The following is a 22,320-nucleotide window of genomic DNA, read 5'->3' as shown; positions in this document are numbered from 1 at the left end:
CGCCTGGCCCGTTTGGTACGCGGGCCGCTGTGTCTACAAGAGTTGCGCGTCTCACGAAAAAAGGAACTTGCGTTTCACAGAGTGAGACGCGAGTATCGTTTCATGGACAACAGTAGCGGCGTCGGCGTCCTGGACAAGGCAGCCCTTGTCCTGGGCGCTCTGGAGTCCGGTCCGGCCACCCTCGCGGGTCTGGTCGCGGCGACCGGGCTGGCACGACCCACGGCACACCGGCTGGCCGTGGCTTTGGAACACCACCGCATGGTGGCGCGCGACATGCAGGGCCGCTTCATTCTGGGCCCCCGTCTCGCCGAGCTGGCCGCGGCCGCCGGCGAGGACCGCCTGCTCGCCACGGCGGGCCCGGTGCTCACGCATCTGCGGGACATCACGGGCGAGAGCGCGCAGCTCTACCGCCGCCAGGGCGACATGCGCATCTGCGTCGCCGCCGCGGAACGCCTGTCCGGACTGCGGGACACGGTCCCGGTCGGCTCGACGCTCACGATGAAAGCCGGTTCCTCGGCCCAGATCCTGATGGCCTGGGAGGAGCCGGAGCGCCTGCACCGCGGCCTCCAGGGCGCCCGCTTCACCGCCACGGCCCTCTCGGGCGTACGGCGCCGGGGCTGGGCCCAGTCCATCGGCGAGCGCGAGCCGGGCGTCGCGTCCGTCTCCGCGCCCGTGCGCGGCCCCTCGAACCGCGTGGTGGCCGCCGTGTCCGTCTCCGGCCCCATCGAGCGCCTGACGCGCCACCCGGGCCGTATGCACGCCCAGGCGGTCATCGACGCCGCCGCCCGTCTCTCCGAGGCCCTGCGCCGCACCGGCTGATCCCCCGGGAACATCACAGAAGGGCCTGCCTCAACGCCGCGGCAGGCCCTTCGTCATGTCCGGTCCCCCAACTCCTGGTGAACCACGCCGAGTTGGCGCACCGGGCGGGCGGACAACGCAAAAGCCCCTCCACCGAAGTGGAGGGGCTCTGCTGTACGTACCCCCGACCGGATTCGAACCGGCGCTACTGCCGTGAGAGGGCAGCGTGCTAGGCCGCTACACAACGGGGGCCTAGATCGTGCGTTTCCGCAGATCAAAGCTGGTCTACCAGGACTCGAACCTAGAATGACGGTACCAGAAACCGTAGTGTTGCCAATTACACCATAGACCAAGGTGATTCAAGGTAAAGCGTACCCCCGACCGGATTCGAACCGGCGCTACTGCCGTGAGAGGGCAGCGTGCTAGGCCGCTACACAACGGGGGCCCTAGCGATCCTGCATGAGAGGTGGCGGGTGCGACCCGTACCACCTTCCTGGGAAGGATCTGTACCCCCGACCGGATTCGAACCGGCGCTACTGCCGTGAGAGGGCAGCGTGCTAGGCCGCTACACAACGGGGGCTTTGCAGAGTTGACCTCTGCGGTTGCAGATGAGCTCTGCGAGCTGGCCTACCAGGACTCGAACCTAGACTAACGGAACCAGAAACCGTCGTGCTGCCAATTACACCATAGGCCACTAAGACTCAATCCCTGTCGGGATCTTGTTCTAGCGTTCGCCCCCAGGTAGCTGACCTTTCGGTCTGTTCTCCGGCGGCGCAGGAAGAACATTACCTGAAGGTGGACGGGGCTCCAAAACGGGTATCAGCGCCGAGGAGCGCGGGGAGTTCGGCCAGCGAGGCGATCCGGTGCCGTCCCACCAGGGCCTCGTCAGGGGTGTGCCCGCCGTGGCGGTCGATCCAGACGGAGAGCAGGCCCGCGTCGGACGCACCCCGCCAGTCGATCTCGGGGTGATCTCCGACATACGCGACCTCGTGCGGCGGCAGTTCCAGCGCCTCGCAGGCCGCCAGGAAGGCTCCGGCCTCGGGCTTGGAGACGCCCAGTTCGGCCGCGCACAGGACGACCTCGAAGCGGTCGTACACACCGAGGGCGCGCAGTTTGCGGTCCTGGACGGTGAGGCTGGAGTTGGAGAGGACGGCGTGCCGGTGGGTGGCCGCGAGGGCGTCCAGGACGGGCAGGACGTCCGGGAAGAGGGCCCAGGCCCGCTCGTAGTGGACCTTGTAGCGCCGGAACCAGTCGTCGGCCTCGACGTCGGTCAACTCGCGGTCCAGGAACAGCCGGACCCGGTCCAGGCGCTGTCCCTCGAAGGAGACCTCCCCGGCCGAGAACCGTCCCCAGTGGAACTCGGTGGCCACCCGCCAGCGCTCCAGGGCGTCCACCACGCTCGCGTGCCCGTCGAGCAGCCCCTCGGCCGCCAGGTGCTCGCGCATGGCGGCGCGGTCCGCGCCGGTGTAGTCGAACAAGGTGTCGTCGACGTCCCAGACGACGGCCCGAATGGTCATGATCCGACGGTAACCCGGGGCCCTGGGGCGCGTCTGCCCCCATCTGCGCCACAGGGAGTCTGCGCCACAGGGGTCCGCGTCACAGGGGCGCGACGAAGAAGTCCGTGACGAAGCAGGTGACTTCACCGGCCGCCGTACGGCCGATCCAGGTGGGGTAGGCGCCGTCGCCCCAGCCGGAGCCGAAGGCCGCCAGGGTGTGGCCGGTGGAGGGGGAGGTGACCAGATACGGCCCCGGAGCGTGGCCGTGCTCCTCGAAGGCGTCCCACAGCGGGCCCTCGTCGCCCTCGCACTCCGGGAACGAGCCGTCGGCCGAGGCGTCGTAGAACGCGCCCGTGCCCGCGTCGACTCCGTAGCCGTAGAACTCGTCGTCGGTGAGTTCGGCGAGGTCCTGGCCGGGCTGGAGGGCGAGTTCCCAGGTGGCGGTGGGTTCGTCCCGTATGACCAGGCGGGCGGCGGCGATGCGCAGGTGAGGGGTGTCGGCCGGGGGTTGGTCGGGGTGGGTGACGGTGGCGACGGCCGCCTCGACCCGGTAGCGGCCGGGGGCCACGGCGACCGTGAAGGGCTCGGCCTCGCCGCCGCCCAGGGAGACGAACGGGTCGCAGGCCACCACCTGGCCGGTGGGGAGCCACAGTTCGCCGCCGTCCGCGAGGTGGATCACGCCGACCGTGCCGGTCTCGTCCTCCGTGAACGTGCTGCCCGGCGTGAACAGCCAGGTGTAGTCACGAGCGGTCATCGGCATGAAAGGCGCCTCTCCTGAACGATCTTCAGTGCTCCGGAACCCTAACGCCCCGCACTGACAACGCCGAAGGGGCGGCAGTCCGTCGTGACCGCCGCCCCTCCACGCGCGTGTGCGTTACGCGGCCAGCTTGGCGAGCGCCGCGTCGATCCTCGCCAGGGTCTTCTCCTTGCCGAGGATCTCCAGGGACTCGAAGAGGGGCAGGCCGATCGTGCGGCCGGTGACGGCGACGCGGACCGGGGCCTGCGCCTTGCCGAGCTTGAGGCCGTGGGTCTCACCGGCGGCCAGGACGGCCTCCTTGAGGGACTCGGGCGAGTTCCAGTCGGCCGACTCCAGCTTCTCGCGGGCCGTACGGAGGAGGGCGTCGGAGCCCTCCTTCATGGCCTTCGTCCAGGACGCCTCGTCCTCGACCGGCTCGGCCAGGAACAGGAAGTCGACGTTGTCCGTGATCTCCGAGAGGACCTTGAGGCGGGTCTGCGCGTGCGGCGCGACGGCCTGCCACTTGGCCTCGTCGAAGTCCTCCGGCGCCCAGGGGGCGAACGGGGCCTTCAGCCACGGGGCGCAGCGCTCGGTGAAGTCCTTCACGTCGAGCAGGCGGATGTGGTCGGCGTTGATCGCCTCGCACTTCTTCAGGTCGAAGCGCGCCGGGTTCGGGTTCACGTCGGAGATCTCGAAGGCCGCGACCATCTCGTCCATCGTGAAGACGTCCCGGTCGGCAGCGAGCGACCAGCCCAGCAGGGAAAGGTAGTTGAGCAGTCCCTCGGGCAGGAAACCGCGCTCCCTGTAGAGGTTGAGCGAGGACTCCGGGTCGCGCTTGGAGAGCTTCTTGTTGCCCTCGCCCATCACGTACGGCAGGTGCCCGAAGGACGGGATCTCCTTGGCGATGCCCAGGTCGATCAGCGCCTTGTAGAGGGCGATCTGGCGCGGGGTGGAGGAGAGCAGGTCCTCGCCGCGCAGGACGTGGGTGATCTCCATCAGGGCGTCGTCGACCGGGTTGACGAGCGTGTACAGGGGCGCGCCGTTGGCCCGGACGATGCCGTAGTCCGGCACGTTCTCCGGGGTGAACGTCAGCTCGCCGCGGACCAGGTCCGTGAAGGTGATCGTCTCGTCGGGCATCCGGAAGCGGACGATCGGCACCCGGCCCTCGGCCACGTAGGCGGCCTTCTGCTCGGCGCCGAGGTCGCGGCAGTGGCCGTCGTAGCCGGAGGGCTTGCCGGCGGCGCGGGCGGCTGCGCGGCGGGCGTCCAGCTCCTCCGTGGAGCAGTAGCAGGGGTAGGCGCGGCCGGCGTCCTGGAGCTTCTGCGCGACGTCCTTGTAGAGGTCCATCCGCTGCGACTGGCGGTACGGCGCGTGCGGGCCGCCGACCTCCGGGCCCTCGTCCCAGTCGAAGCCCAACCAGCGCATCGCGTCGAGGAGTTGGCCGTAGGACTCCTCGGAGTCGCGGGCCGCGTCGGTGTCCTCGATGCGGAAGACCAGCGTGCCCTGGTGGTGCCGGGCGAAGGCCCAGTTGAACAGGGCGGTGCGGACCAGGCCCACGTGGGGGTTTCCGGTCGGCGAGGGGCAGAAACGGACGCGTACAGGTGCGCTAGCCACGCTTGACAACCTTGTTGGTGAGAGTGCCGATGCCTTCGATGGAGACGGCGACCTCGTCGCCGACGGTGAGCGGTCCGACGCCTGCCGGGGTGCCCGTGAGGATCACGTCGCCGGGGAGCAGCGTCATGGCCTCGGTGATGTTGACGATCAGATCCTCGATCGAGTGGATCATCTCGCTGGTGCGGCCGAGCTGTCGCTGCTGTCCGTTGACCGTGAGCTGGATGGTGAGGTCGCTCGGGTCGAGGTCCGTCTCCACCCAGGGGCCGAGCGGGCAGGAGGTGTCGAAGCCCTTGGCGCGGGCCCACTGCTTCTCGCGCTTCTGGACGTCACGCGCGGTGATGTCGTTGGCGCAGGTGTAGCCGAGGATGACGTCCTTGACGCGCTCGCGCGGGACCTCGCGGCACATCCGGCCGATGACGACGGCCAGTTCGGCCTCGTGGTGGAGGTCCTCGGTGAAGGAGGGGTACTGGATGTCGTCGCCGGAGCCGATCACGGAGGTGGACGGCTTGAAGAAGGCGAAGGGGACGTCCGGCACCTCGTTGCCCAGTTCGCGGGCGTGCTCGGCGTAGTTGCGGCCGTAGGCGACGACCTTGTTCGGGAGCACCGGCGGCAGCAGCCTGACCTTGCTCAGCGGGACCTTCGTGCCGGAGAGTTCGAAGTCCGCGAACGGGATGCCCTTGATGATGTCGAGGACGAGCTCGTCCGGCTTGTCGCCCTCGACCGCGCCGAAGGCGACGTTCCCGTCGATGGAGAATCTGGCGATGCGCACGGGATCCTGGCGCCCCTCACTGAGCTGGCTGGAGTCTGACGCTCCAGGCTAACGCGGTGCGGGGCCCCTCCTCGCGCGATTACTCCGCGGCGGCGGTGACCGGGATCTCCATGAGGATCGTGCGGCGCGGGTTGGCGGTCTGGGCCGGCAGGTCGAGCGAGTGTTCCTGCAGCTCCGGCGTCTGCAGCGCCTCGGCGTCCGCGAGGTGCGCCAGCGTCGTGCGTCGCGGGTTGGCAATGTTGCGGAACATCATCGTGGTCTTCACTGTTGTACTCGACCCTCGTCGTCCGTGGCTGGGTGGTTGGCAGTATGTGCCCTCATGTAAAGCGTCAGGCTAAACATCCAATTCCCGGCCGAAGACGCGGAGAGCCCTTGATCCGCATGTGAGTTTGCTCACGGCCGTATGGGCAAAGCGTCCAATTCGGACCCTCAACTCACCTCAACGAAACGGACATTGCCCCCTCGAAGCTGTCATTCCGCTCCTGATCATGGCGACTTGGGCACACACCATGCCCCCAAGGGTCGTGGGGATATGCCCCCTTTGGGGTGAATAGCTTTCTACGTCTCGTGACACACCCCTCACGCGGTGTCACACAGGTCACAGCCTGGCCTACGGGCCTTGTTGGAGATCCGGCACTGTGCTGGAATTCCACGGACCGCCGCAGAATCAGCCCGGCGCGCAGAGGGCGCAACGCAGCGCCAGGGGCGGCGGAAGGGGGAGCAGCGCCGGTCACTCACGACCACACACTGGGGGGCGCGTTCAGGGCGCTCCCTAAGACGCCGACACCGTCCTTCCGTTCGCGCGGAGGGGCGCCTGGTCCAGAGGTTGCGACGCTAGTGCAGGGACGTTTCAAGAGGGATGGCAGTGCTTCGGCGGAGCCGGAGCCGCATGGCGGGGCTGGCCCCAAGACCGGCAGCTCCTCGCCCCAGCACGCCCAGAACCCGGGCCCGGCGCCGTCAGGCGACGGTGGAGGCCCCGGGCGCCCCGGTGTGTCCGCAGCCCCGACCCCCGCGCCGCCGGTGAAGCCACCGTCCGGCGCGCCAGGACCCGGATCGCGCGTCGCTCTGCGTAACTGGCGCATCTCCACGCGCCTGGTCTCGCTGCTCGCGCTCCCGGTGGTCGCGGCCACCTCGCTGGGCGCCCTGCGCATCAGCGACTCCATGACCGACATCCAGCAGCTCGACAACATGAAGCTGCTGACGGACATGACCAAGCAGGCCACCGCGCTCGCCACCGCCCTCCAGGACGAGCGCGACCTGTCGGCCGGCCCCCTCGCGCACGGTGGCAAGGCCACCGACTACGAGGTCAAGGGCTACGAGGACAAGACCGACCGCGCCCGCGAGAACTTCATCAACGCCTCGGAAGAGGTGGACACCGCCGCCAAGAGCGGCAACCTCCAGGGCGTCCGGGAGAGCCTGGTCGGTCTCGCGACCGAGCTGGACAACCTCGACAAGATCCGCAAGTCGGCGTATCAGTCGAAGGACAACTCGACGCAGACGGTCGACGCCTACCACCGTCTGATCACCCAGTTGCTCGACCTCTCGCAGGACATGGCGGAGGCCACCAGCAACCCGGAGATGATCCAGCGCACCCGCGCCCTGGCGGCCTTCTCCGCCGCCAAGGAGTTCTCCTCCGTCCAGCGCGCCGTGATCGCGGCGGCCCTGCCGGCCAGCAACACGGTCGAGGGCGACCTCTCCGCGAACGACCGGCTGTACGCCGACTCGGCCCTGGAGAGCGAGAAGTCGGAACTGAGCATCTTCCGCAACATCTACGGCGACCAGGGTGCCGAAGAGCTCATCACGCCGATCGAGGACAGCAACCCGATCATCGAGTCGGCCGACACCTACGCCCAGCGTGTCCTCGACAACGCCAACGGTCTGAGCTCGCTCGACAAGCGGTCCTACAAGGACTGGGTGGACGACAGCTCCACCAAGATCGAGCAGATGAAGAAGATCGAGCACACGCTCCTCGAGGACATGGAGCAGAAGGCCCGCGAGCTGCGCTCCGCCTCCGAGCGCGAGGCGATCATCTCCGGTGCGCTGATCCTGCTGGTGCTCGGTGTCTCCCTCGTCGGCGCCTTCGTCATCGCCCGGTCCATGATCCGCTCGCTGCGCCGCCTCCAGGAGACCGCCAACAAGGTCGCCCAGGACCGGCTGCCCGAACTGGTCAAGCAGCTCTCCGAGTCCGACCCGCAGGACGTCGACACGTCCGTGGAGTCGGTCGGTGTGCACTCCCGGGACGAGATCGGCCAGGTGGCCGCGGCCTTCGACGACGTGCACCGCGAGGCCGTCCGCCTCGCCGCCGAGCAGGCCCTCCTGCGAGGCAACGTCAACGCGATGTTCACCAACCTCTCGCGCCGCTCCCAGGGCCTCATCCAGCGTCAGCTCTCGCTCATCTCCGAGCTGGAGTCCCGCGAGGCCGACCCGGACCAGCTCTCCTCGCTCTTCAAGCTCGACCACCTCGCGACCCGCATGCGCCGTAACGGTGAGAACCTCCTGGTCCTCGCCGGTGAAGAGCCCGGCCGCCGCTGGACCCGTCCGGTCCCGCTGGTCGACGTGCTCCGCGCCGCCGCCTCCGAGGTGGAGCAGTACGAGCGCATCGAGCTCTCCTCCGTGCCGACCACCGAAGTGGCCGGCCGCGTGGTCAACGACCTCGTGCACCTCCTCGCCGAGCTGCTGGAGAACGCGACCTCCTTCTCCTCGCCGCAGACCAAGGTCAAGGTCACCGGTCACGCGCTGCCCGACGGCCGTGTGCTGATCGAGATCCACGACACCGGTATCGGCCTCTCCCCCGAGGACCTCGCGGCGATCAACGAGCGGCTCGCCTCGCCGCCCACCGTGGACGTCTCGGTCTCCCGCCGCATGGGTCTGTTCGTGGTCGGCCGGCTGTCCCAGCGCCACGGCATCCGCATCCAGCTCCGCCCGTCCGACTCCGGTGGTACGACCGCGCTGGTCATGCTCCCCGTCGACGTCGCCCAGGGCGGCAAGAAGCCCGCTCCGGGCAAGCCCGGTCAGGCCGCCGTCGGTGCCGCTGCGGCAGCCGCCGCGGCCGGCGCCGGTGCGGCCCGCCGGGGCAACGGCCAGGGTGGCTCCGCGCTCGGCGCGGGTGCGCCCGCCGGTGGCAACGGTGGACTTCTCGGTGCCGGGGCCGCTCCGCGCGGCCAGGTCGGTGCCGGTCAGGGCCCGCGGGCCGCGCTGCCCGGTGCGGGCGGTGGACGTCCGGGCGGTCCCGGTGGTCCGGGCGGTGCGCGTGGCCCGCAGGGTCCCTCCGCGCCGCAGGGCCGGCAGAACGGCGGCGGCCTCTTCGGCCAGGCGCCGAGTGCCACCCAGGGTCTCCAGTCCGCCGGCACGGGCGCCCCGCAGGGCTTCGGTGACGGTCGCCAGGACGCCTTCGGCGGGATGCCGCCGCAGAACAACCCGGTACCGCCGCAGCGCACGAGCAACGACGAGCCCGAGCCGCCCCGCGGCGGAGGCCGGCGCCGTGGGCGTCAGCCGCAGCTCCCGCCGCGCGGTGGTGCGCGGGCCGAGCTGCCCGGTGGCAACAACCAGCGCCCGAGCTGGAGCGACGAGAACGCGCAGCCCCCGCTGGGCCGCGGCAACCTCGACGCCCCGCGCGGTCACGACGAGCGCGACGCCGAGCAGACCTCCCGGATGCCGCGCATCGACGACCACCAGGGTCCCGCGGCCACGACGGAGATGCCGGCGATACCGCGCTTCGACGCACAGGACAGCGGCCAGCTCCCGCGCCCGGGCAGCAACGGGGCGCAGAACACGGGCCAGTTCCCGCGTCCCGGCGCCAACGGATCGCAGAACACCGGCCAGTTCCCCCGGCCGGGCGCGAACGGGTCGCAGGACAGCGGGCAGTTCCCGCGTCCGGGCACGAGCGGGCCCCAGGACACCGGGCAGTTCCCGCGGCCGGACTTCGACGCCCCGCGTCCCGGCGCCAACTCCCCGCAGAACGGCGGCCAGTTCGTCCGCTCGGACGTCTTCGGCGCGCCGGCCGGCGGTCCCTCGGGCCAGGCCAACAACCCGTCCAATCCGGCCAACACGGGACAGTTCGCGGTCCCGCAGGCGTACGACCCGAGCTCCACGGGCCAGTTCGCGACACCCGGCTTTGACAACGGCTCCACCGGTCAGCACAATCTGCCGAACCGTCAGAACCCCGCGAACACCGGGCAGTTCGAGCGACCGCAGGTCAACGGGAACCGCAACGGCGCCGACCTCGGCGACCGGCGGCCACCCGCCCCGCAGCGTCCCACCCGCCAGGAGCCCGAGGCGTTGCCGCCTGCCACGGGTCCCGGCGACGGCAGGACGCCGCTGTACGACACGCTGGAGACCAACTGGTTCCACGGCCAGCAGGCGGAAGCGCAGAGCAACGGCTCGCACCAGAGCAACGGCTCCGCTCCCGCCCCGCAGTCGCAGGCACCGCAGGCTCCGGCGACACCCCCTCAGCGTCCCACGGGCGGTGCCTGGCGCAGCTCGCCGAACGACGATCTCGTTCGGCAGGCAGAGCGCGTACGGCAACCGGCCGCGGGCGGCGTCACCACCTCCGGTCTGCCGCGCCGGGTGCCCAGGGCGAACCTCGTCCCGGGTACGGCACAGCAGCAACAGCACCAAACCGGTCCGCAGGTCTCCCGTGCGCCTGATGACGTACGCGGCCGGCTGACCAATCTCCGTCGGGGCATCGCACAGGGTCGACAGGCCGGTACGGGTACCGGCCAGACCGGCAGCTTCCCCAGCCCCACTCACCAGCAGGAGCGTTAGTTTTGAGCCAGATGAGCCAGGCGGCACAGAACCTCAACTGGTTGATAACCAACTTCGTGGACAACACCCCGGGTGTGTCCCACACCGTCGTCGTGTCTGCCGACGGACTCCTTCTGGCCATGTCGGAAGGCTTCCCGCGCGACCGCGCCGACCAGCTCGCGGCCGTGGCCTCCGGGCTCACCTCGCTGACGGCCGGGGCATCCCGGATCTTCGAGGGCGGCGACGTCGCACAGACGGTCGTGGAGATGGAGCGGGGATTCCTCTTCCTCATGTCCGTCTCGGACGGCTCGTCCCTGGCCGTGCTCGCGCACCCCGAGTGCGACATCGGCCTTGTCGGCTACGAGATGGCACTGCTCGTCGACCGTGCAGGGGCGGTCCTCACACCGGACCTGCGCGCCGAACTCCAGGGCAGTCTGCTTCACTGACCGGCCCCGGCACCACCCGTCTCACCAAATCACCGTCCGGCCGCCACAATCCCCCCACCGGCCCTGTCAGACGGCTAGCCCGACCGACTTGCTGTCCCGCCCGGAGGATTCATGACCCCGCCCACCGCCTCTCATGATCCGTACGCCGAGCCGTACGGGGACGAGGGCGACCAGCCGCTGGTACGTCCTTACGCGATGACCGGCGGCCGGACCCGGCCGCGCTACCAGCTCGCCATCGAGGCACTGATCAGCACAACGGCCGACCCGGCAGCGCTGATGGGACTGCTCCCTGAGCACCAGCGCATCTGCCACCTGTGCCGCGAGGTCAAGTCGGTCGCGGAGGTGTCGGCACTCCTCGCCATGCCCCTCGGTGTGGCCAGGATCCTCGTCGCGGACCTCGCCGAGGCCGGACTGGTGGCCATCCACCAGCCGGGCGGCGACGAGAACAACGGCGGCGCACCGGACGTGACGCTGCTCGAAAGGGTGCTCAGTGGACTTCGCAAGCTCTGACGGAGGGCGGGCGACCACCTCCGCGAAGATCGTGGTGGCGGGTGGCTTCGGCGTCGGCAAGACCACGTTCGTGGGTGCCGTCTCGGAGATCAACCCGCTGCGCACGGAGGCCGTCATGACGTCCGCGTCCGCGGGCATCGACGACCTCACCCACACCGGGGACAAGACCACCACCACGGTGGCCATGGACTTCGGGCGCATCACCCTGGACCAGGACCTGATCCTGTACCTCTTCGGTACGCCGGGTCAGGACCGCTTCTGGTTCATGTGGGACGACCTGGTGCGCGGCGCGATCGGCGCCGTCGTGCTGGTGGACACCCGCCGTCTCGCCGACTGCTTCCCCGCGGTCGACTACTTCGAGAACAGCGGGCTGCCCTTCGTCATCGCCCTCAACGGTTTCGACGGCCACCAGCCGTACAACCCGGAGGAGGTGCGCGAGGCACTGCAGATCGGTCCGGACGCGCCGATCATCACGACGGACGCCCGGCACCGCTCGGACGCGAAGAGTGCGCTGATCACGCTGGTCGAGCACGCGCTCATGGCCCGACTGCGGTAGCTCTCGGCGGGCCTCGACATGCAGTTCACAAGTCGGCAGCGCCATACGGCAGTTGTCGTAGACACACCGGAGTCGGCTGTGGCCTTTGACACGGTCGGCCCCGGTGTTCATAACGTTTCGGCAGAGGAATCGGGTGGTACCGCAACGCGTCGCGGTCATCCGGTGCCACTGCGCTAACAAAGCCCCGCCTTTTGGCGGGGCTCGCTCTTTATGACCGTTTTATCTGGGGCTTACATCACTCGGAATCCGCGGTTCCGACTGTTTGGAATCGCGCAGGCTGACGTGCTGGAATGCCTGAACTGCCCAATAGTCAACGACGTACTGATAAGCAGAGGTCGTTGACGGGCTTGAGACACTGCGGCACGACGATAGGTGCCGACCGCCGGAAGGTTGTTGGTCGAGTGAGGCGAAGCAAGAACGGTCCCGAGCCGTCGGCCCGGGGCAACTTCACCCCGCCGCCGCGCGGAGCGGCGCCCGCCCCTGTGCCAGGCTCGGAGCCCACGGCGCCACCCGCTCCGAGCGGCGGCCGTTTCTCCCCCCGCAACTGGCGGGTGCCGACCAGGCTGAACGCGATTCTGCTCATACCCGTGGTGGTCGGCCTGGTCATGGGCGGCTTCCAGGTACGGAGCTCGATCGACACCTGGCAGAACGCGGAGGACGCGGAGAAGACCGCCCGCCTGGTGCAGGCGGCCCTGACCTACAGCAACGCGATCACCAACGAGCGTGACACGACCGCCGCACCGCTGCTGCTGGGCAAGGGCGTGAAGGACCCGACGGTCGTCGCCGCCCGCAAGGCCACGGACGACGCCGCGGACACCTTCGACAAGGCCGCGCAGAACATGCCGGACCAGTCGGGCCTGGAGCGCCGGCTCAGCCGCTTCCGCAAGGTGGAGCCGCAGCTCCAGTCCATCCGGGCCGCCGCGTACACCACCAAGTTCACCGGTGTGCAGACCGAAGAGGCCTACGTCAACCTGGAGCATCCGCTCCTGGAGTTCTCGAACGAACTGGGCCTCGGCACCGGCAACATCACCAGCTACGGCCGCTCGGTCTACGCCATCGCACTCGCCAAGGGCGCGCTCTCCCTGGAGCGCTCCATCGGCATGCACCTGCTGGTCAAGCCGGGCCCCGGCCAGGGCAGCCTCGCCACCCAGCGCACCGCCATCACCTCGTACGCCTACCTGGAGGGCATCGCCATCCAGGAGTACCAGGCGGGCGGTACCGACGCGGACATCGCGAAGCTGAACACGGCCATGGCGAAGGTCAAGACCGACGGCACGGCCATGGTGAAGCAGGCCGCCGCGCAGGCGAAGGCCGCCAACGAGACCTACGTACCGCCGCCGGCCAACCCGATCGACATGATCACGGGGATGTCCCAGTTGCAGACCACGGACGCCTCGGCGCGCGCGGCTCTCGCAGAGAAGGGCATCACCGCGCAGAACTGGTGGGCGGGCACGACCCTCAAGTACGAGGCATACCGCAAGATCGAGGAAGACAAGGCCGACACCGCGGTGAGCGAGGCGTCGGACATCGCCGACAACGCCAAGCGCGACGCCATCATCACCGGTGCCGCCGTCGTCGTCGCCCTGCTCCTCGCCTTCATCCTGGCCGGTGCCGTCGCCCGCCAGATGAGCCGCGCGATGCGCCAGTTGCGCAACGCCGCCTTCGGCATCGCCGAGCAGCGGCTGCCGATGCTGGTCGACCAGCTCTCGCGCACCGACCCCGGCCGGGTCGACACCCGGATCTCCCCGATCCCGATCAACACGACCGACGAGATCGGCGAAGTCGCCCGGGCCTTCGACCAGGTCCACCGCGAGGCCGTACGACTGGCCGCCGAGCAAGCCCTCCTGCGGGGCAACATCAACGCGATCTTCACCAACCTCTCGCGCCGCAACCAGTCGCTGATCGAGGGCCAACTGACCCTGATCACCGACCTGGAGAACAACGAGGCCGACCCGGACCAGTTGGAGAACCTCTTCCGTCTGGACCACCTCGCGACCCGTATGCGCCGCAACGGCGAGAACCTCCTGGTCCTCGCCGGCGAGGAGCCCGGCCGCCGCTGGGACCAGCCGGTCCCGCTGGTCGACGTGCTGCGCGCCGCCTCCTCCGAGGTGGAGCAGTACGAGCGCATCGAGCTGTCGGGTGTCCCGGAGGCCGAGATCCACGGCCGCGCCGTGACCGACCTCGTGCACCTGCTCGCCGAGCTGCTGGAGAACGCGACGACGTTCTCCTCCCCGCAGACCAAGGTTCGCGTCACCGCGACCCGTCTTCCCGACGGCCGCGTGATGATCGAGATCCACGACAAGGGCATCGGCCTCACCGCCGAGGACTTCGCGGACATCAACCACAAGCTGGCCAACCCGCCGACCGTGGACGTCGCGATCTCCCAGCGCATGGGCCTGTTCGTGGTCGGCCGCCTCTCCGACCGGCACGGCATCCGCGTCCAGCTCCGCCCCTCCGGCGAGCAGGCGGGCACCACCTCGCTGGTCATGCTGCCGGACGCGATCACCCACGGTGGCGGTGGCGAATCGCAGCTCCAGCGCGACGAGTTCACCGTCTCGCAGATCATGCCGGAGCAGCCGCAACCGCAGTACCAGGGCGAGGACTTCAACCAGACCCCGCTGCGCACGGCCGCCGAGCTGGGCTTCGACGACACCCGCTACTCCGAGGTGCCGGACGACATCCGCGAGCTGGACCCGGTGGGCCGCTCGCTGATGCGCGAGGAGCGCCGCGCGGCCCTGGAGTCCCAGAAGCCGGGCCAGGAGCTGGAGGCGGGCGACTACCCGGAGTTCCCCTCCGAGTTCGACGACTCGCAGCAACAGCAGCCGTACGGCAACGGCCAGCAGGGCTACCAGGACCAGCCGACGGGCTTCACCGGCCAGCCGGCGTACGAGGAGCAGCAGCAGACGTCGTACGACGAGCCGCGCCAACCCTCGTACGACGAGCAGTACTTCGCGCCGAACGGCGCGGTGCCGCAGGCCGAAGCCTTCCCCGACTCCTTCCCGGCGAACGGCGGTTACCCGGAGACCGGGTACGCGGAGCCGGCGCAGGAGGAGCACGCGTCGGCGCACTCCCTGGCCTCGGAGACCTTCTCGGGCTTCGAAGAGCCGTCCTACCAGGACGACTGGCCCCAGCAGGACGGTTACCGCAACGGGTACCCGGACCAGTACGCTCCCGAGGCGGAGTCCACGCAGGCCGCTGACGTGAGTGAGCGGGACCACGTAGGCTTCGAGCGTCCGGGACCGGGTCCTTCCGCCGTCCACGCGCTGACCGACGCCGGGCTGCCGCGCCGCGGTTCGGCCGCGAGCGGTGCGAACGGTTCGAAGCCCGCGCAGCAGGGGCCCTCGGCCTCCGCACCGGAGAGCAAGGTCGATGTCTTCGGCACGGCGAGCGCCAACGGCAGCACGGGCACGACGGACTGGCGGTCAGCGAACGACGAGCGCTGGCAGCAGGCGTCGGCGCTGAAGAAGCCCAAGGCGGGCGGGGTCACCTCCTCCGGCCTGCCGCGGCGGGTACCCAAGGCCAACCTGGTCGAGGGCACCGCCGAGAGCACCCCTCAGGGAGGCCCCCAGGTCTCCCGCGCTCCCGAGGACATCCGGGGCAGGCTGAGCAACCTGCGCCGAGGGGTCCAGCGGGGGCGCAGCGAAGGCAGCGAAACGAACGGTCAGGGCTTCGGCTCTGGCAGCACCTACAACCAGGAGCGTTAGTGTGAGCCCGATGAGCCAGGCGGCGCAGAACCTGAACTGGTTGATCACCAACTTCGTGGACAACACCCCGGGTGTCTCCCACACGGTGGTGGTCTCCGCCGACGGACTCCTTCTGGCGATGTCCGAAGGGTTCCCGCGTGACCGTGCCGATCAGTTGGCGGCCGTAGCGTCGGGTCTTACCTCACTGACCGCCGGTGCCTCGCGCATCTTCGAGGGCGGCAGCGTGAACCAGACGGTTGTGGAGATGGAGCGGGGATTCCTCTTCATCATGTCCGTGTCCGACGGTTCCTCGCTCGCGGTCCTCGCACATCCGGAGGCGGACATCGGCCTCATTGGGTACGAGATGGCCCTTCTGGTGGACCGTACCGGCTCGGTCCTGACCCCGGACCTTCGATCAGAGCTCCAAGGGAGCCTTCTCAACTAACCAGCGGACGGTGCGTTTTGGCGTTCTGAGCCATAAGGTTTCGGGACGCGGCTCCACATTGATGGGTGCCCGGCACAGTCGGAGGAGGAGAAAGTGGCAACACCCCCAGGCGGTTCGTCTTCGGGCAACTGGTCGTACGGCCCCGGCCAGGGGCAGGGCGACGGTTCCCAGAACCGGTACAACTTCCCCTCCTCGCCGTCCCCGCGTCACCCTCAGTACCCGCAGGGCCCCGGTCCGTCACCGTACGACCAGCCGCCGGCGCCGCGCATCCAGCCGGTGCAGCCGCATCGCCGTTCCCCCGAGGCGGCCCCCGCGGGGTCGTCGAGCAATCCCCTGGTGCGTCCGTACGCCATGACCGGCGGCCGGACCCGCCCCCGCTACCAGCTCGCCATCGAGGCGCTGGTGCACACGACCGCGCAGCCGCACCAGATGCAGGGCCAGTTGCCCGAGCATCAGCGGATCTGCAACCTCTGCCGGGAGATCAAGTCGGTGGCCGAGATCTCGGCCCTGCTGACGATCCCTCTCGGTGTGGCCAGGATCCTCGTCGCCGACTTGGCGGAGGCGGGCCTGGTCGCCATTCATCAACCCGGCGGCGACGAGAACGCCGGCGGCCAGCCAGATGTGACATTGCTCGAAAGGGTGCTCAGTGGACTTCGCAAGCTCTAGCGGAGGGCCTTCCCGCTCCACCACCTCGGCGAAGATCGTGGTGGCGGGTGGCTTCGGCGTGGGCAAGACCACGTTCGTCGGGGCCGTCTCGGAGATCAACCCGCTGCGTACCGAGGCTGTGATGACGTCCGCGTCCGCGGGCATCGACGACCTCACCCACACCGGAGACAAGACGACCACCACGGTGGCCATGGACTTCGGCCGTATCACCCTGGACCAGGACCTGATCCTGTACCTCTTCGGTACGCCGGGTCAGGACCGCTTCTGGTTCATGTGGGACGACCTGGTGCGCGGCGCGATCGGCGCGATCGTCCTGGTGGACACCCGCCGTCTCGCCGACTGCTTCCCCGCGGTCGACTACTTCGAGAACAGCGGGCTGCCCTTCGTCGTCGCCCTCAACGGCTTCGACGGCTCGCAGCCGTACAACCCGGACGAGGTCCGTGAGGCGCTCCAGATCGGCCCGGACACCCCGATCATCACGACGGACGCGCGCCACCGCGCGGACGCGAAGTCGGCGCTCATCACGCTGGTGGAGCACGCGCTGATGGCGCGCCTGCGGTAGCCAACTCGCTTGTGTCGAGGGGCCCTTTCCTTCCGGAGAGGGCCCCTTTGTCGTAGCCCGCTGCCACAATGAACGCTCTTGAATCCGGCGAGGGGGACGGGATGAGCGCGGAGCTGGCTGCATTACGCCTGGGGACGACCGTGGCGAACACGGCGGCGCAGATGTGGCTGGGGGGTAAACGGCGGGAGCAGGAGCGCCGGCTGCCGATGGAGGAACTCACGCGGTTGCGCGTACCCGGACTACGGCAACGGCGCAGCCTCCAGCGCCAGTTCGAGGGGATGGCCGACGCCGTGGCCGCGCGGATCGAGCCGTTCCTGGCCCAGGAGTTCCGCGGCCTCGACGAGAGCAGCCGGGAGGCCGCTCTCAACGGGGTGTGCGACACGTTCGCGCGCGCCAACCTGTCCGACGAGGCGGTCCTCGCGGCCGACGCGCAACCGGCTGTACGACTGCGTGGTGCCTGGGGACTCCCGTTCCTACCCCGACCTCAGTTCCCTGGGCTCGCTGCACTTCAGGTCCTGCCGGACTCCCGACGGCGCCCCCATCACCGCCCTCGACCTCCCGGTCAAGGACCTCACCATCGCCTGACCCCCAAACGCCAACGGCCCCACCCTCCCGAAGAAGAGTGGGGCCGCCGTGAACGCGCTGAAGGCGTCAGTGCCAGCTATGCGGAGCCCGGAATCCACCCTCGCGCTCCAGCCGGCGCCAGCCGGCCTTGGGAAGCGGACGGTGGGTCTCGGTCGCCGGGGCAGCCGCCGCGCGGGCCAGGAGGATGGCCGTGATGGCGGCGACTTCCTCGGGCTCGGCGTGGCCCTTCTCGACACGAATGTCAGGGGTGCTCATAGGTTCAGTCTCCGTGGATGAGGTTTCCGCGGGTGTACCGCGAGGAATCCGCTGGATTACTGCGGGGGGTTGCCGTGCTTACGCGAGGGCAGGTCGGCGTGCTTGGTGTGCAGCATCGCGAGCGACTTGATGAGTACCTCGCGGGTCTCGGCCGGGTCGATGACGTCGTCGACGAGTCCGCGCTCAGCCGCGTAATACGGGTGCATCAGCTCGGACTTGTACTCCTTGACCATCCGCGTCCGCATGGCCTCGGGGTCTTCGGCGTCGGCGATCTGACGGCGGAAGATGACGTTGGCGGCACCTTCGGCGCCCATCACGGCGATCTCGTTGGTGGGCCAGGCGTAGGTGAGGTCGGCGCCGATGGACTGGCTGTCCATGACGATGTAGGCACCTCCGTACGCCTTGCGCAGGATGAGCGAAATCCTCGGCACGGTGGCGTTGCAGTACGCGTAGAGCAGCTTCGCTCCGTGCCGGATGATTCCGCCGTGCTCCTGGTCGACGCCGGGAAGGAATCCCGGAACGTCCAGGAACGTAACGATCGGAATGTTAAAAGCGTCACACATCTGGACAAAGCGCGCAGCTTTTTCGCTCGCTTCGATATCCAGGACGCCTGCGAGGGTCTGCGGCTGGTTGGCGACGATGCCGACGACCTGGCCGTCGAGACGGGCCAGCGCGCAGATGATGTTGCGGGCCCAGCGCTCGTGGACCTCCAGGTAGTCGCCGTCGTCGACGATCTCCTCGATGACCTTGGTCATGTCGTACGGCCGGTTGCCGTCGGCCGGGACCAGGTCCAGCAGGATGTCCGAGCGGCGCTCGGCCTCGTCACTCGACTCGGCGCGGGGCGGGTTCTCCCGGTTGTTCTGCGGGAGCATCGACAACAGGTAGCGCACCTCGGCGAGGCAGGTCTCCTCGTCGTCGTAGGCGAAGTGACAGACGCCGCTCGTCTCGGCGTGGACGTCCGCGCCGCCCAGGCCGTTCTGGGTGATCTCCTCGCCCGTCACCGCCTTCACGACGTCGGGGCCGGTGATGAACATCTGGGACGTTTCACGGACCATGAACACGAAGTCCGTCAGGGCGGGGCTGTAGGCCGCACCGCCCGCGCACGGGCCGAGCATCACGCTGATCTGCGGGATGACGCCGGACGCCTTGGTGTTGCGCTGGAAGATGCCGCCGTACCCGGCGAGGGCGGAGACGCCCTCCTGGATACGCGCACCCGCGCCGTCGTTCAGGGAGACCAGGGGCGCGCCGGCCGCGATGGCCATGTCCATGATCTTGTGGATCTTCGTGGCGTGGGCCTCGCCCAGCGCGCCGCCGAAGATCCGGAAGTCGTGCGCGTAGACGAAGACCGTGCGGCCCTCGACCGTGCCCCAGCCGGTGATGACACCGTCCGTGTACGGCTTCTTGGCCTCCAGGCCGAAGCCGACGGCGCGGTGCCGGCGCAGTTGCTCGACCTCGCGGAAGGACCCGGGGTCGAGGAGCAGGTCGATGCGCTCCCGGCCGGTCAGCTTCCCCTTGGCGTGCTGCGCCTCGGTCGCCTTCTCGCTCGGGCCGGCCAGTGCCCGCGCACGGATCTCGTGCAGCTCGGCCACTCGCCCGCGCGCGTCCGTCGGCTCACCCGGCGCCTCATCCAAAACGGTCATGTACTGACCCTACGAAGGACACCAAGGAAAGGGCGCCGTCGACTCTGCACAGTCTCCGGCCCGTTTTCCTGGTACCCCTGAACAGAACCTGGGCCCCATGCAGCCGTTCCGACTGCTCAAGGGGCTTGCCCGTTGTAGGAGTCACACAAAGGCGTTAGCTGAGAGCCACCTCACATTCACATCGGGAGGATGCCATCTCCGGAGTGATTCCCGCGTTGCCGACCCCGTCGGAAGGGCGTACTCGTAGTAGTTGGCGCAACACCCTGCGGATGATGTTGAAAATTGAATGGAATAGGTCTACGGTCCTTCGTGTTGGCATCGTTGAACGTTCAACAGATTCATCCCCGCACCACTCCCGTCCCCTTTAGGAGCACGTCATGGGCATCTTCGGCCGCAAGAGCGACGAGACCGACACCACCTCGGCACCCGCCGCCGTCAACCCCGACCTGGCCGCGCTGACCGGCGACTACACCATCGACCCGTCGCACACCACGCTCGGCTTCACCGCCCGCCACGCGATGGTCACCAACGTCAAGGGCAAGTTCCTCGACTTCACGGGCACGCTGCACCTGGACGGTTCCGACCCGGCCAAGTCCACCGCGTCCCTGGACGTGAAGATGGAGAGCATCGACACCGGTTCCCCGGACCGTGACGGTCACCTCAAGAGCGCGGACTTCTTCAAGACGGACGAGTTCCCCACGATGACCTTCCGCTCCACCTCCGCCGAGTCCCTCGGTGGCGACGACTACCGCATCACCGGTGACCTGGAGATCCTCGGCACCACCAAGCCGATCACCATCGACCTGGAGTTCAACGGCGCGGCCAAGGACCCGTTCGGCAACGAGCGTGTCGGCTTCGAGGGCAAGGCCGAGATCCTGCGCTCCGAGTTCGGCCTCACCTGGAACGCGGCGCTGGAGACCGGTGGCGTCCTCGTCTCCGAGAAGATCAAGCTGAACTTCGACATCTCGGCGATCAAGAGCGCCTGAGGTCGAGCCATACGGCCAGATCATCGATCTCGGCCTCCACGGCATCAGCGATGCTCCTGCTGAACTCCACGTCCTGATGGACGGCGTTCACCAGGAGCACGCCGGCCTTGTGGTCGGCGGTGGCGTCGAGCTTCCCGACGAGCTGATCGCCGTAGAGAATCGGCAGTGCGAAGTAGCCCCAGCGGCGCTTGTCGGCCGGCTTGTACATCTCCAACTGGTAGTCGTAGCCGAAGAGTTCGGTGGTGCGCTTCCGGTCGTGGATCAGCCGGTCGAAGGGCGAGAGCAGTGCGGCCCGCCCGCTGAACGGCCGGTCGAGGTACGCCGGATCGACCCGCCACTCCCCCTTCACCCCTTCGACGACGGCCGGTTCGCCCGCCTCGCCGACGACGGCGGGTTCGACGGGGAGCGCGGTGCCGGTGGCGCGGGCGATGCCGAGTGCGCGCAGCCGCCGTTCGTTCCGGAGACGGCGGGCTTCGACGGCGGGGACGGCGGGTTCGTCCGGGTAGACGCGGGACGCCAGGTCCCAGAGTCGTTCGCGTCCCGCCCGCCCCGCGATCGCCACTTCCCCCCGCATCACCATCAGCTCCAGGAGCTGGCTGACGTTGCGGTTGTGCGTCCAGCCGGACGACTGCCACGGCACCGCGCACGTGTCGGGCAACTCCCTTGAGGTGAGCGGCCCTTGGCCGTCGAGCCGGTTCAGGATGTCGCGCCTGCACGCGTCGTTGGCCGCGACCCACTCCCGGTAGTGCTTGGTCTCCTTCTCCCATACGGCCATGTCGGCGCGGTAGAGCGTCAGGTCCTCGCTCGGGCGGATCATCGCGCGGAGTTCGAGGAGCGTGCGGTTCGCGAGCGCGGCGGTGAGGTCCTCCCGCACGTACGACGAGCCGAGGCGACTCCAGGCGACCAGGTCGGCGTTGGGCGCGATCGCGGCCGTGGGGTCGATCTGGAGCAAGGTCAACCGACGTACGACGGCGTGCAGTTCGGTGGGTCGTTCCGCGTCGAGGAGTTGGGCCTGGACGGCGATGCGGCGGGCTTCGGGGCGGGTGAGTTCATGCATGGCGCTGGTGTGCTCCCGGGGTGTGTCCGAAGGTGCGGCGGAAGACGTCGATGAAGGCGCTCGCGGACGACCAGCCGCATTGGCGCGCGACGGCGGTGACCGGGGTGTCCTCGGCCAGCAGCACCAGGGCGCGGTACAGGCGGAGTTGGGTGCGCCACTGCGGGAAGGTCATGCCGAGGTCGGACCTGAAGAGCCGGGAGAGCGTACGGTCGCCGGCGCCGACCTGCCTGCCGAGGGCGGCCAGGGTGCGGTCGTCGGCCGGGTTCGCGCTCAGGATCTCGCAGACTGCCCGCAGGAGAGGGGCGGTTGGGGCGGGCAGGTGCAGGGGCTGCTGGGGGGAGGCCCGCAACTGGTCGAGCAACACGGCGCGGAGGCGGGCGCGTTCGGGACTGCTGCCGTCGTCCGGGGCGTGCGTGTCGGCGGTCTGCGTGTAGGCGAGGATCAACTCCCGCAGCAGGGGACCGACTTCCAGGACCGTCGGCTGATCCAGCCCCAGCGGGTTGTCGCTCGCGGGCAGACCTAGCAACCGTAGTTCGAGTTCGCCGTGGGCCTGGTGGGCGTGCACGGTGCCGGCCGGTACCCAGATGGCGCGGGTGCCCGGTGCGATCCACGACCCCGCACTGGTCGTCACGGCCACCACGCCGCGCCCCGCGTAGACGATCTGGTGGTCGTCGTGACGGTGGGCGTCGATGGCGGCGCCGGGGGCCAGCCACTGGGTGCGGGTCGGCGCCACCGGCTCATGGCGGATTTCTGACATTGATTGGCAGTTTATC

At 69.1% G+C, this 22,320-nt stretch carries 20 protein-coding genes, 5 tRNA genes and 1 pseudogene; 12 read left to right on the top strand and 14 right to left on the bottom strand.

Annotated elements, in window-relative coordinates:
* Positions 1 to 102 precede the first annotated feature (102 nt).
* Positions 103 to 819, top strand: coding sequence for an IclR family transcriptional regulator NdgR (gene ndgR / locus OG223_RS37000; RefSeq protein WP_019068721.1), 717 nt, complete (start codon positions 103 to 105; stop codon positions 817 to 819).
* 158 nt (positions 820 to 977) lie between these two features.
* Here the strand turns inward: ndgR and OG223_RS36995 are convergent.
* The 10 genes from OG223_RS36995 to OG223_RS36950 form a co-directional block, all read right to left on the bottom strand.
* Positions 978 to 1,050 (bottom strand) — tRNA-Glu (locus OG223_RS36995).
* A 28-nt stretch (positions 1,051 to 1,078) separates the two neighbouring features.
* Positions 1,079 to 1,150, bottom strand: a tRNA-Gln gene (locus OG223_RS36990).
* Between the two features lie 20 nt (positions 1,151 to 1,170).
* Positions 1,171 to 1,243, bottom strand: a tRNA-Glu gene (locus OG223_RS36985).
* A 62-nt stretch (positions 1,244 to 1,305) separates the two neighbouring features.
* Positions 1,306 to 1,378 (bottom strand) — tRNA-Glu (locus OG223_RS36980).
* Positions 1,379 to 1,420: 42 nt separating this feature from the next.
* Positions 1,421 to 1,492, bottom strand: a tRNA-Gln gene (locus OG223_RS36975).
* Positions 1,493 to 1,583: 91 nt separating this feature from the next.
* On the bottom strand, positions 1,584 to 2,315 hold the full coding sequence (locus OG223_RS36970) for an HAD family hydrolase (protein WP_329258270.1): 732 nt from the start codon (positions 2,313 to 2,315) through the stop codon (positions 1,584 to 1,586).
* Positions 2,316 to 2,394: 79 nt separating this feature from the next.
* A complete protein-coding gene (locus OG223_RS36965; protein ID WP_329258268.1) occupies positions 2,395 to 3,054 on the bottom strand; it encodes a DUF4241 domain-containing protein in 660 nt (219 codons plus the stop codon).
* Between the two features lie 114 nt (positions 3,055 to 3,168).
* Positions 3,169 to 4,644 (bottom strand): glutamate--tRNA ligase, encoded by a 1,476-nt coding sequence (gene gltX, locus OG223_RS36960; protein ID WP_443073779.1) that lies wholly within the window; start codon positions 4,642 to 4,644, stop codon positions 3,169 to 3,171.
* Positions 4,637 to 5,413 (bottom strand): fumarylacetoacetate hydrolase family protein, encoded by a 777-nt coding sequence (locus OG223_RS36955; protein ID WP_019058646.1) that lies wholly within the window; start codon positions 5,411 to 5,413, stop codon positions 4,637 to 4,639. The genes gltX and OG223_RS36955 overlap by 8 nt, the downstream gene beginning before the upstream one ends.
* A gap of 79 nt (positions 5,414 to 5,492) precedes the next feature.
* The gene (locus OG223_RS36950; RefSeq protein WP_329258262.1) at positions 5,493 to 5,678 is read right to left on the bottom strand and encodes a hypothetical protein; all 186 of its coding nucleotides are present in this window, start codon (positions 5,676 to 5,678) and stop codon (positions 5,493 to 5,495) included.
* 572 nt (positions 5,679 to 6,250) lie between these two features.
* On the opposite strand from OG223_RS36950, the gene OG223_RS36945 reads away from it, so the two are divergent.
* The 10 genes and pseudogenes from OG223_RS36945 (at position 6,251) to OG223_RS36905 (ending at position 17,609) form a co-directional block, all read left to right on the top strand.
* Entirely contained in the window at positions 6,251 to 10,177 is a 3,927-nt protein-coding gene (locus OG223_RS36945) for a sensor histidine kinase (RefSeq protein ID WP_329258259.1), read from the top strand.
* A gap of 11 nt (positions 10,178 to 10,188) precedes the next feature.
* The gene (locus OG223_RS36940; protein ID WP_005479910.1) at positions 10,189 to 10,602 is read left to right on the top strand and encodes a roadblock/LC7 domain-containing protein; all 414 of its coding nucleotides are present in this window, start codon (positions 10,189 to 10,191) and stop codon (positions 10,600 to 10,602) included.
* Positions 10,603 to 10,713: 111 nt separating this feature from the next.
* Positions 10,714 to 11,112, top strand: coding sequence for a DUF742 domain-containing protein (locus tag OG223_RS36935; RefSeq protein WP_019058642.1), 399 nt, complete (start codon positions 10,714 to 10,716; stop codon positions 11,110 to 11,112).
* Positions 11,093 to 11,668, top strand: coding sequence for a GTP-binding protein (locus tag OG223_RS36930; protein WP_006375318.1), 576 nt, complete (start codon positions 11,093 to 11,095; stop codon positions 11,666 to 11,668). Before OG223_RS36935 ends, OG223_RS36930 begins: the two co-directional genes overlap by 20 nt.
* Before the next feature lie 401 nt (positions 11,669 to 12,069).
* A complete protein-coding gene (locus OG223_RS36925; RefSeq protein ID WP_329258256.1) occupies positions 12,070 to 15,372 on the top strand; it encodes a sensor histidine kinase in 3,303 nt (1,100 codons plus the stop codon).
* 10 nt (positions 15,373 to 15,382) lie between these two features.
* On the top strand, positions 15,383 to 15,796 hold the full coding sequence (locus tag OG223_RS36920) for a roadblock/LC7 domain-containing protein (protein WP_200686390.1): 414 nt from the start codon (positions 15,383 to 15,385) through the stop codon (positions 15,794 to 15,796).
* Between the two features lie 93 nt (positions 15,797 to 15,889).
* On the top strand, positions 15,890 to 16,462 hold the full coding sequence (locus OG223_RS36915) for a DUF742 domain-containing protein (RefSeq protein WP_026178547.1): 573 nt from the start codon (positions 15,890 to 15,892) through the stop codon (positions 16,460 to 16,462).
* Positions 16,443 to 17,024, top strand: a complete 582-nt coding sequence (locus tag OG223_RS36910; RefSeq protein WP_026150693.1) for a GTP-binding protein — start codon at positions 16,443 to 16,445, stop codon at positions 17,022 to 17,024. Before OG223_RS36915 ends, OG223_RS36910 begins: the two co-directional genes overlap by 20 nt.
* A gap of 68 nt (positions 17,025 to 17,092) precedes the next feature.
* Positions 17,093 to 17,452, top strand: a pseudogene (locus OG223_RS54010) (NACHT N-terminal Helical domain 1-containing protein); the annotation flags it as partial.
* Between the two features lie 25 nt (positions 17,453 to 17,477).
* Positions 17,478 to 17,609, top strand: a complete 132-nt coding sequence (locus tag OG223_RS36905) for a hypothetical protein (protein WP_329258250.1) — start codon at positions 17,478 to 17,480, stop codon at positions 17,607 to 17,609.
* Between the two features lie 66 nt (positions 17,610 to 17,675).
* Here OG223_RS36905 and OG223_RS36900 read toward each other — a convergent pair whose 3' ends face one another.
* Entirely contained in the window at positions 17,676 to 17,864 is a 189-nt protein-coding gene (locus OG223_RS36900; RefSeq protein ID WP_329258247.1) for an acyl-CoA carboxylase subunit epsilon, read from the bottom strand.
* 56 nt (positions 17,865 to 17,920) lie between these two features.
* Complete coding sequence (locus tag OG223_RS36895) at positions 17,921 to 19,504, bottom strand: acyl-CoA carboxylase subunit beta (RefSeq protein WP_329258243.1); 1,584 nt, start codon at positions 19,502 to 19,504, stop codon at positions 17,921 to 17,923.
* 377 nt (positions 19,505 to 19,881) lie between these two features.
* On the opposite strand from OG223_RS36895, the gene OG223_RS36890 reads away from it, so the two are divergent.
* Complete coding sequence (locus tag OG223_RS36890) at positions 19,882 to 20,490, top strand: YceI family protein (protein WP_329258240.1); 609 nt, start codon at positions 19,882 to 19,884, stop codon at positions 20,488 to 20,490.
* Here the strand turns inward: OG223_RS36890 and OG223_RS36885 are convergent.
* Positions 20,477 to 21,547, bottom strand: coding sequence for a DNA glycosylase AlkZ-like family protein (locus OG223_RS36885; protein ID WP_329258237.1), 1,071 nt, complete (start codon positions 21,545 to 21,547; stop codon positions 20,477 to 20,479). The genes OG223_RS36890 and OG223_RS36885 overlap by 14 nt on opposite strands.
* Entirely contained in the window at positions 21,540 to 22,304 is a 765-nt protein-coding gene (locus tag OG223_RS36880) for a helix-turn-helix transcriptional regulator (protein WP_329258234.1), read from the bottom strand. Before OG223_RS36880 ends, OG223_RS36885 begins: the two co-directional genes overlap by 8 nt.
* Between the last annotated feature and the right edge of the window lie 16 nt (positions 22,305 to 22,320).

This window comes from Streptomyces sp. NBC_01478 (assembly GCF_036227225.1).
Lineage (GTDB): Bacteria > Actinomycetota > Actinomycetes > Streptomycetales > Streptomycetaceae > Streptomyces.
Note: the sequence above shows the minus strand (reverse complement) of the source record. Positions and strands in the feature narration are given on the sequence as shown.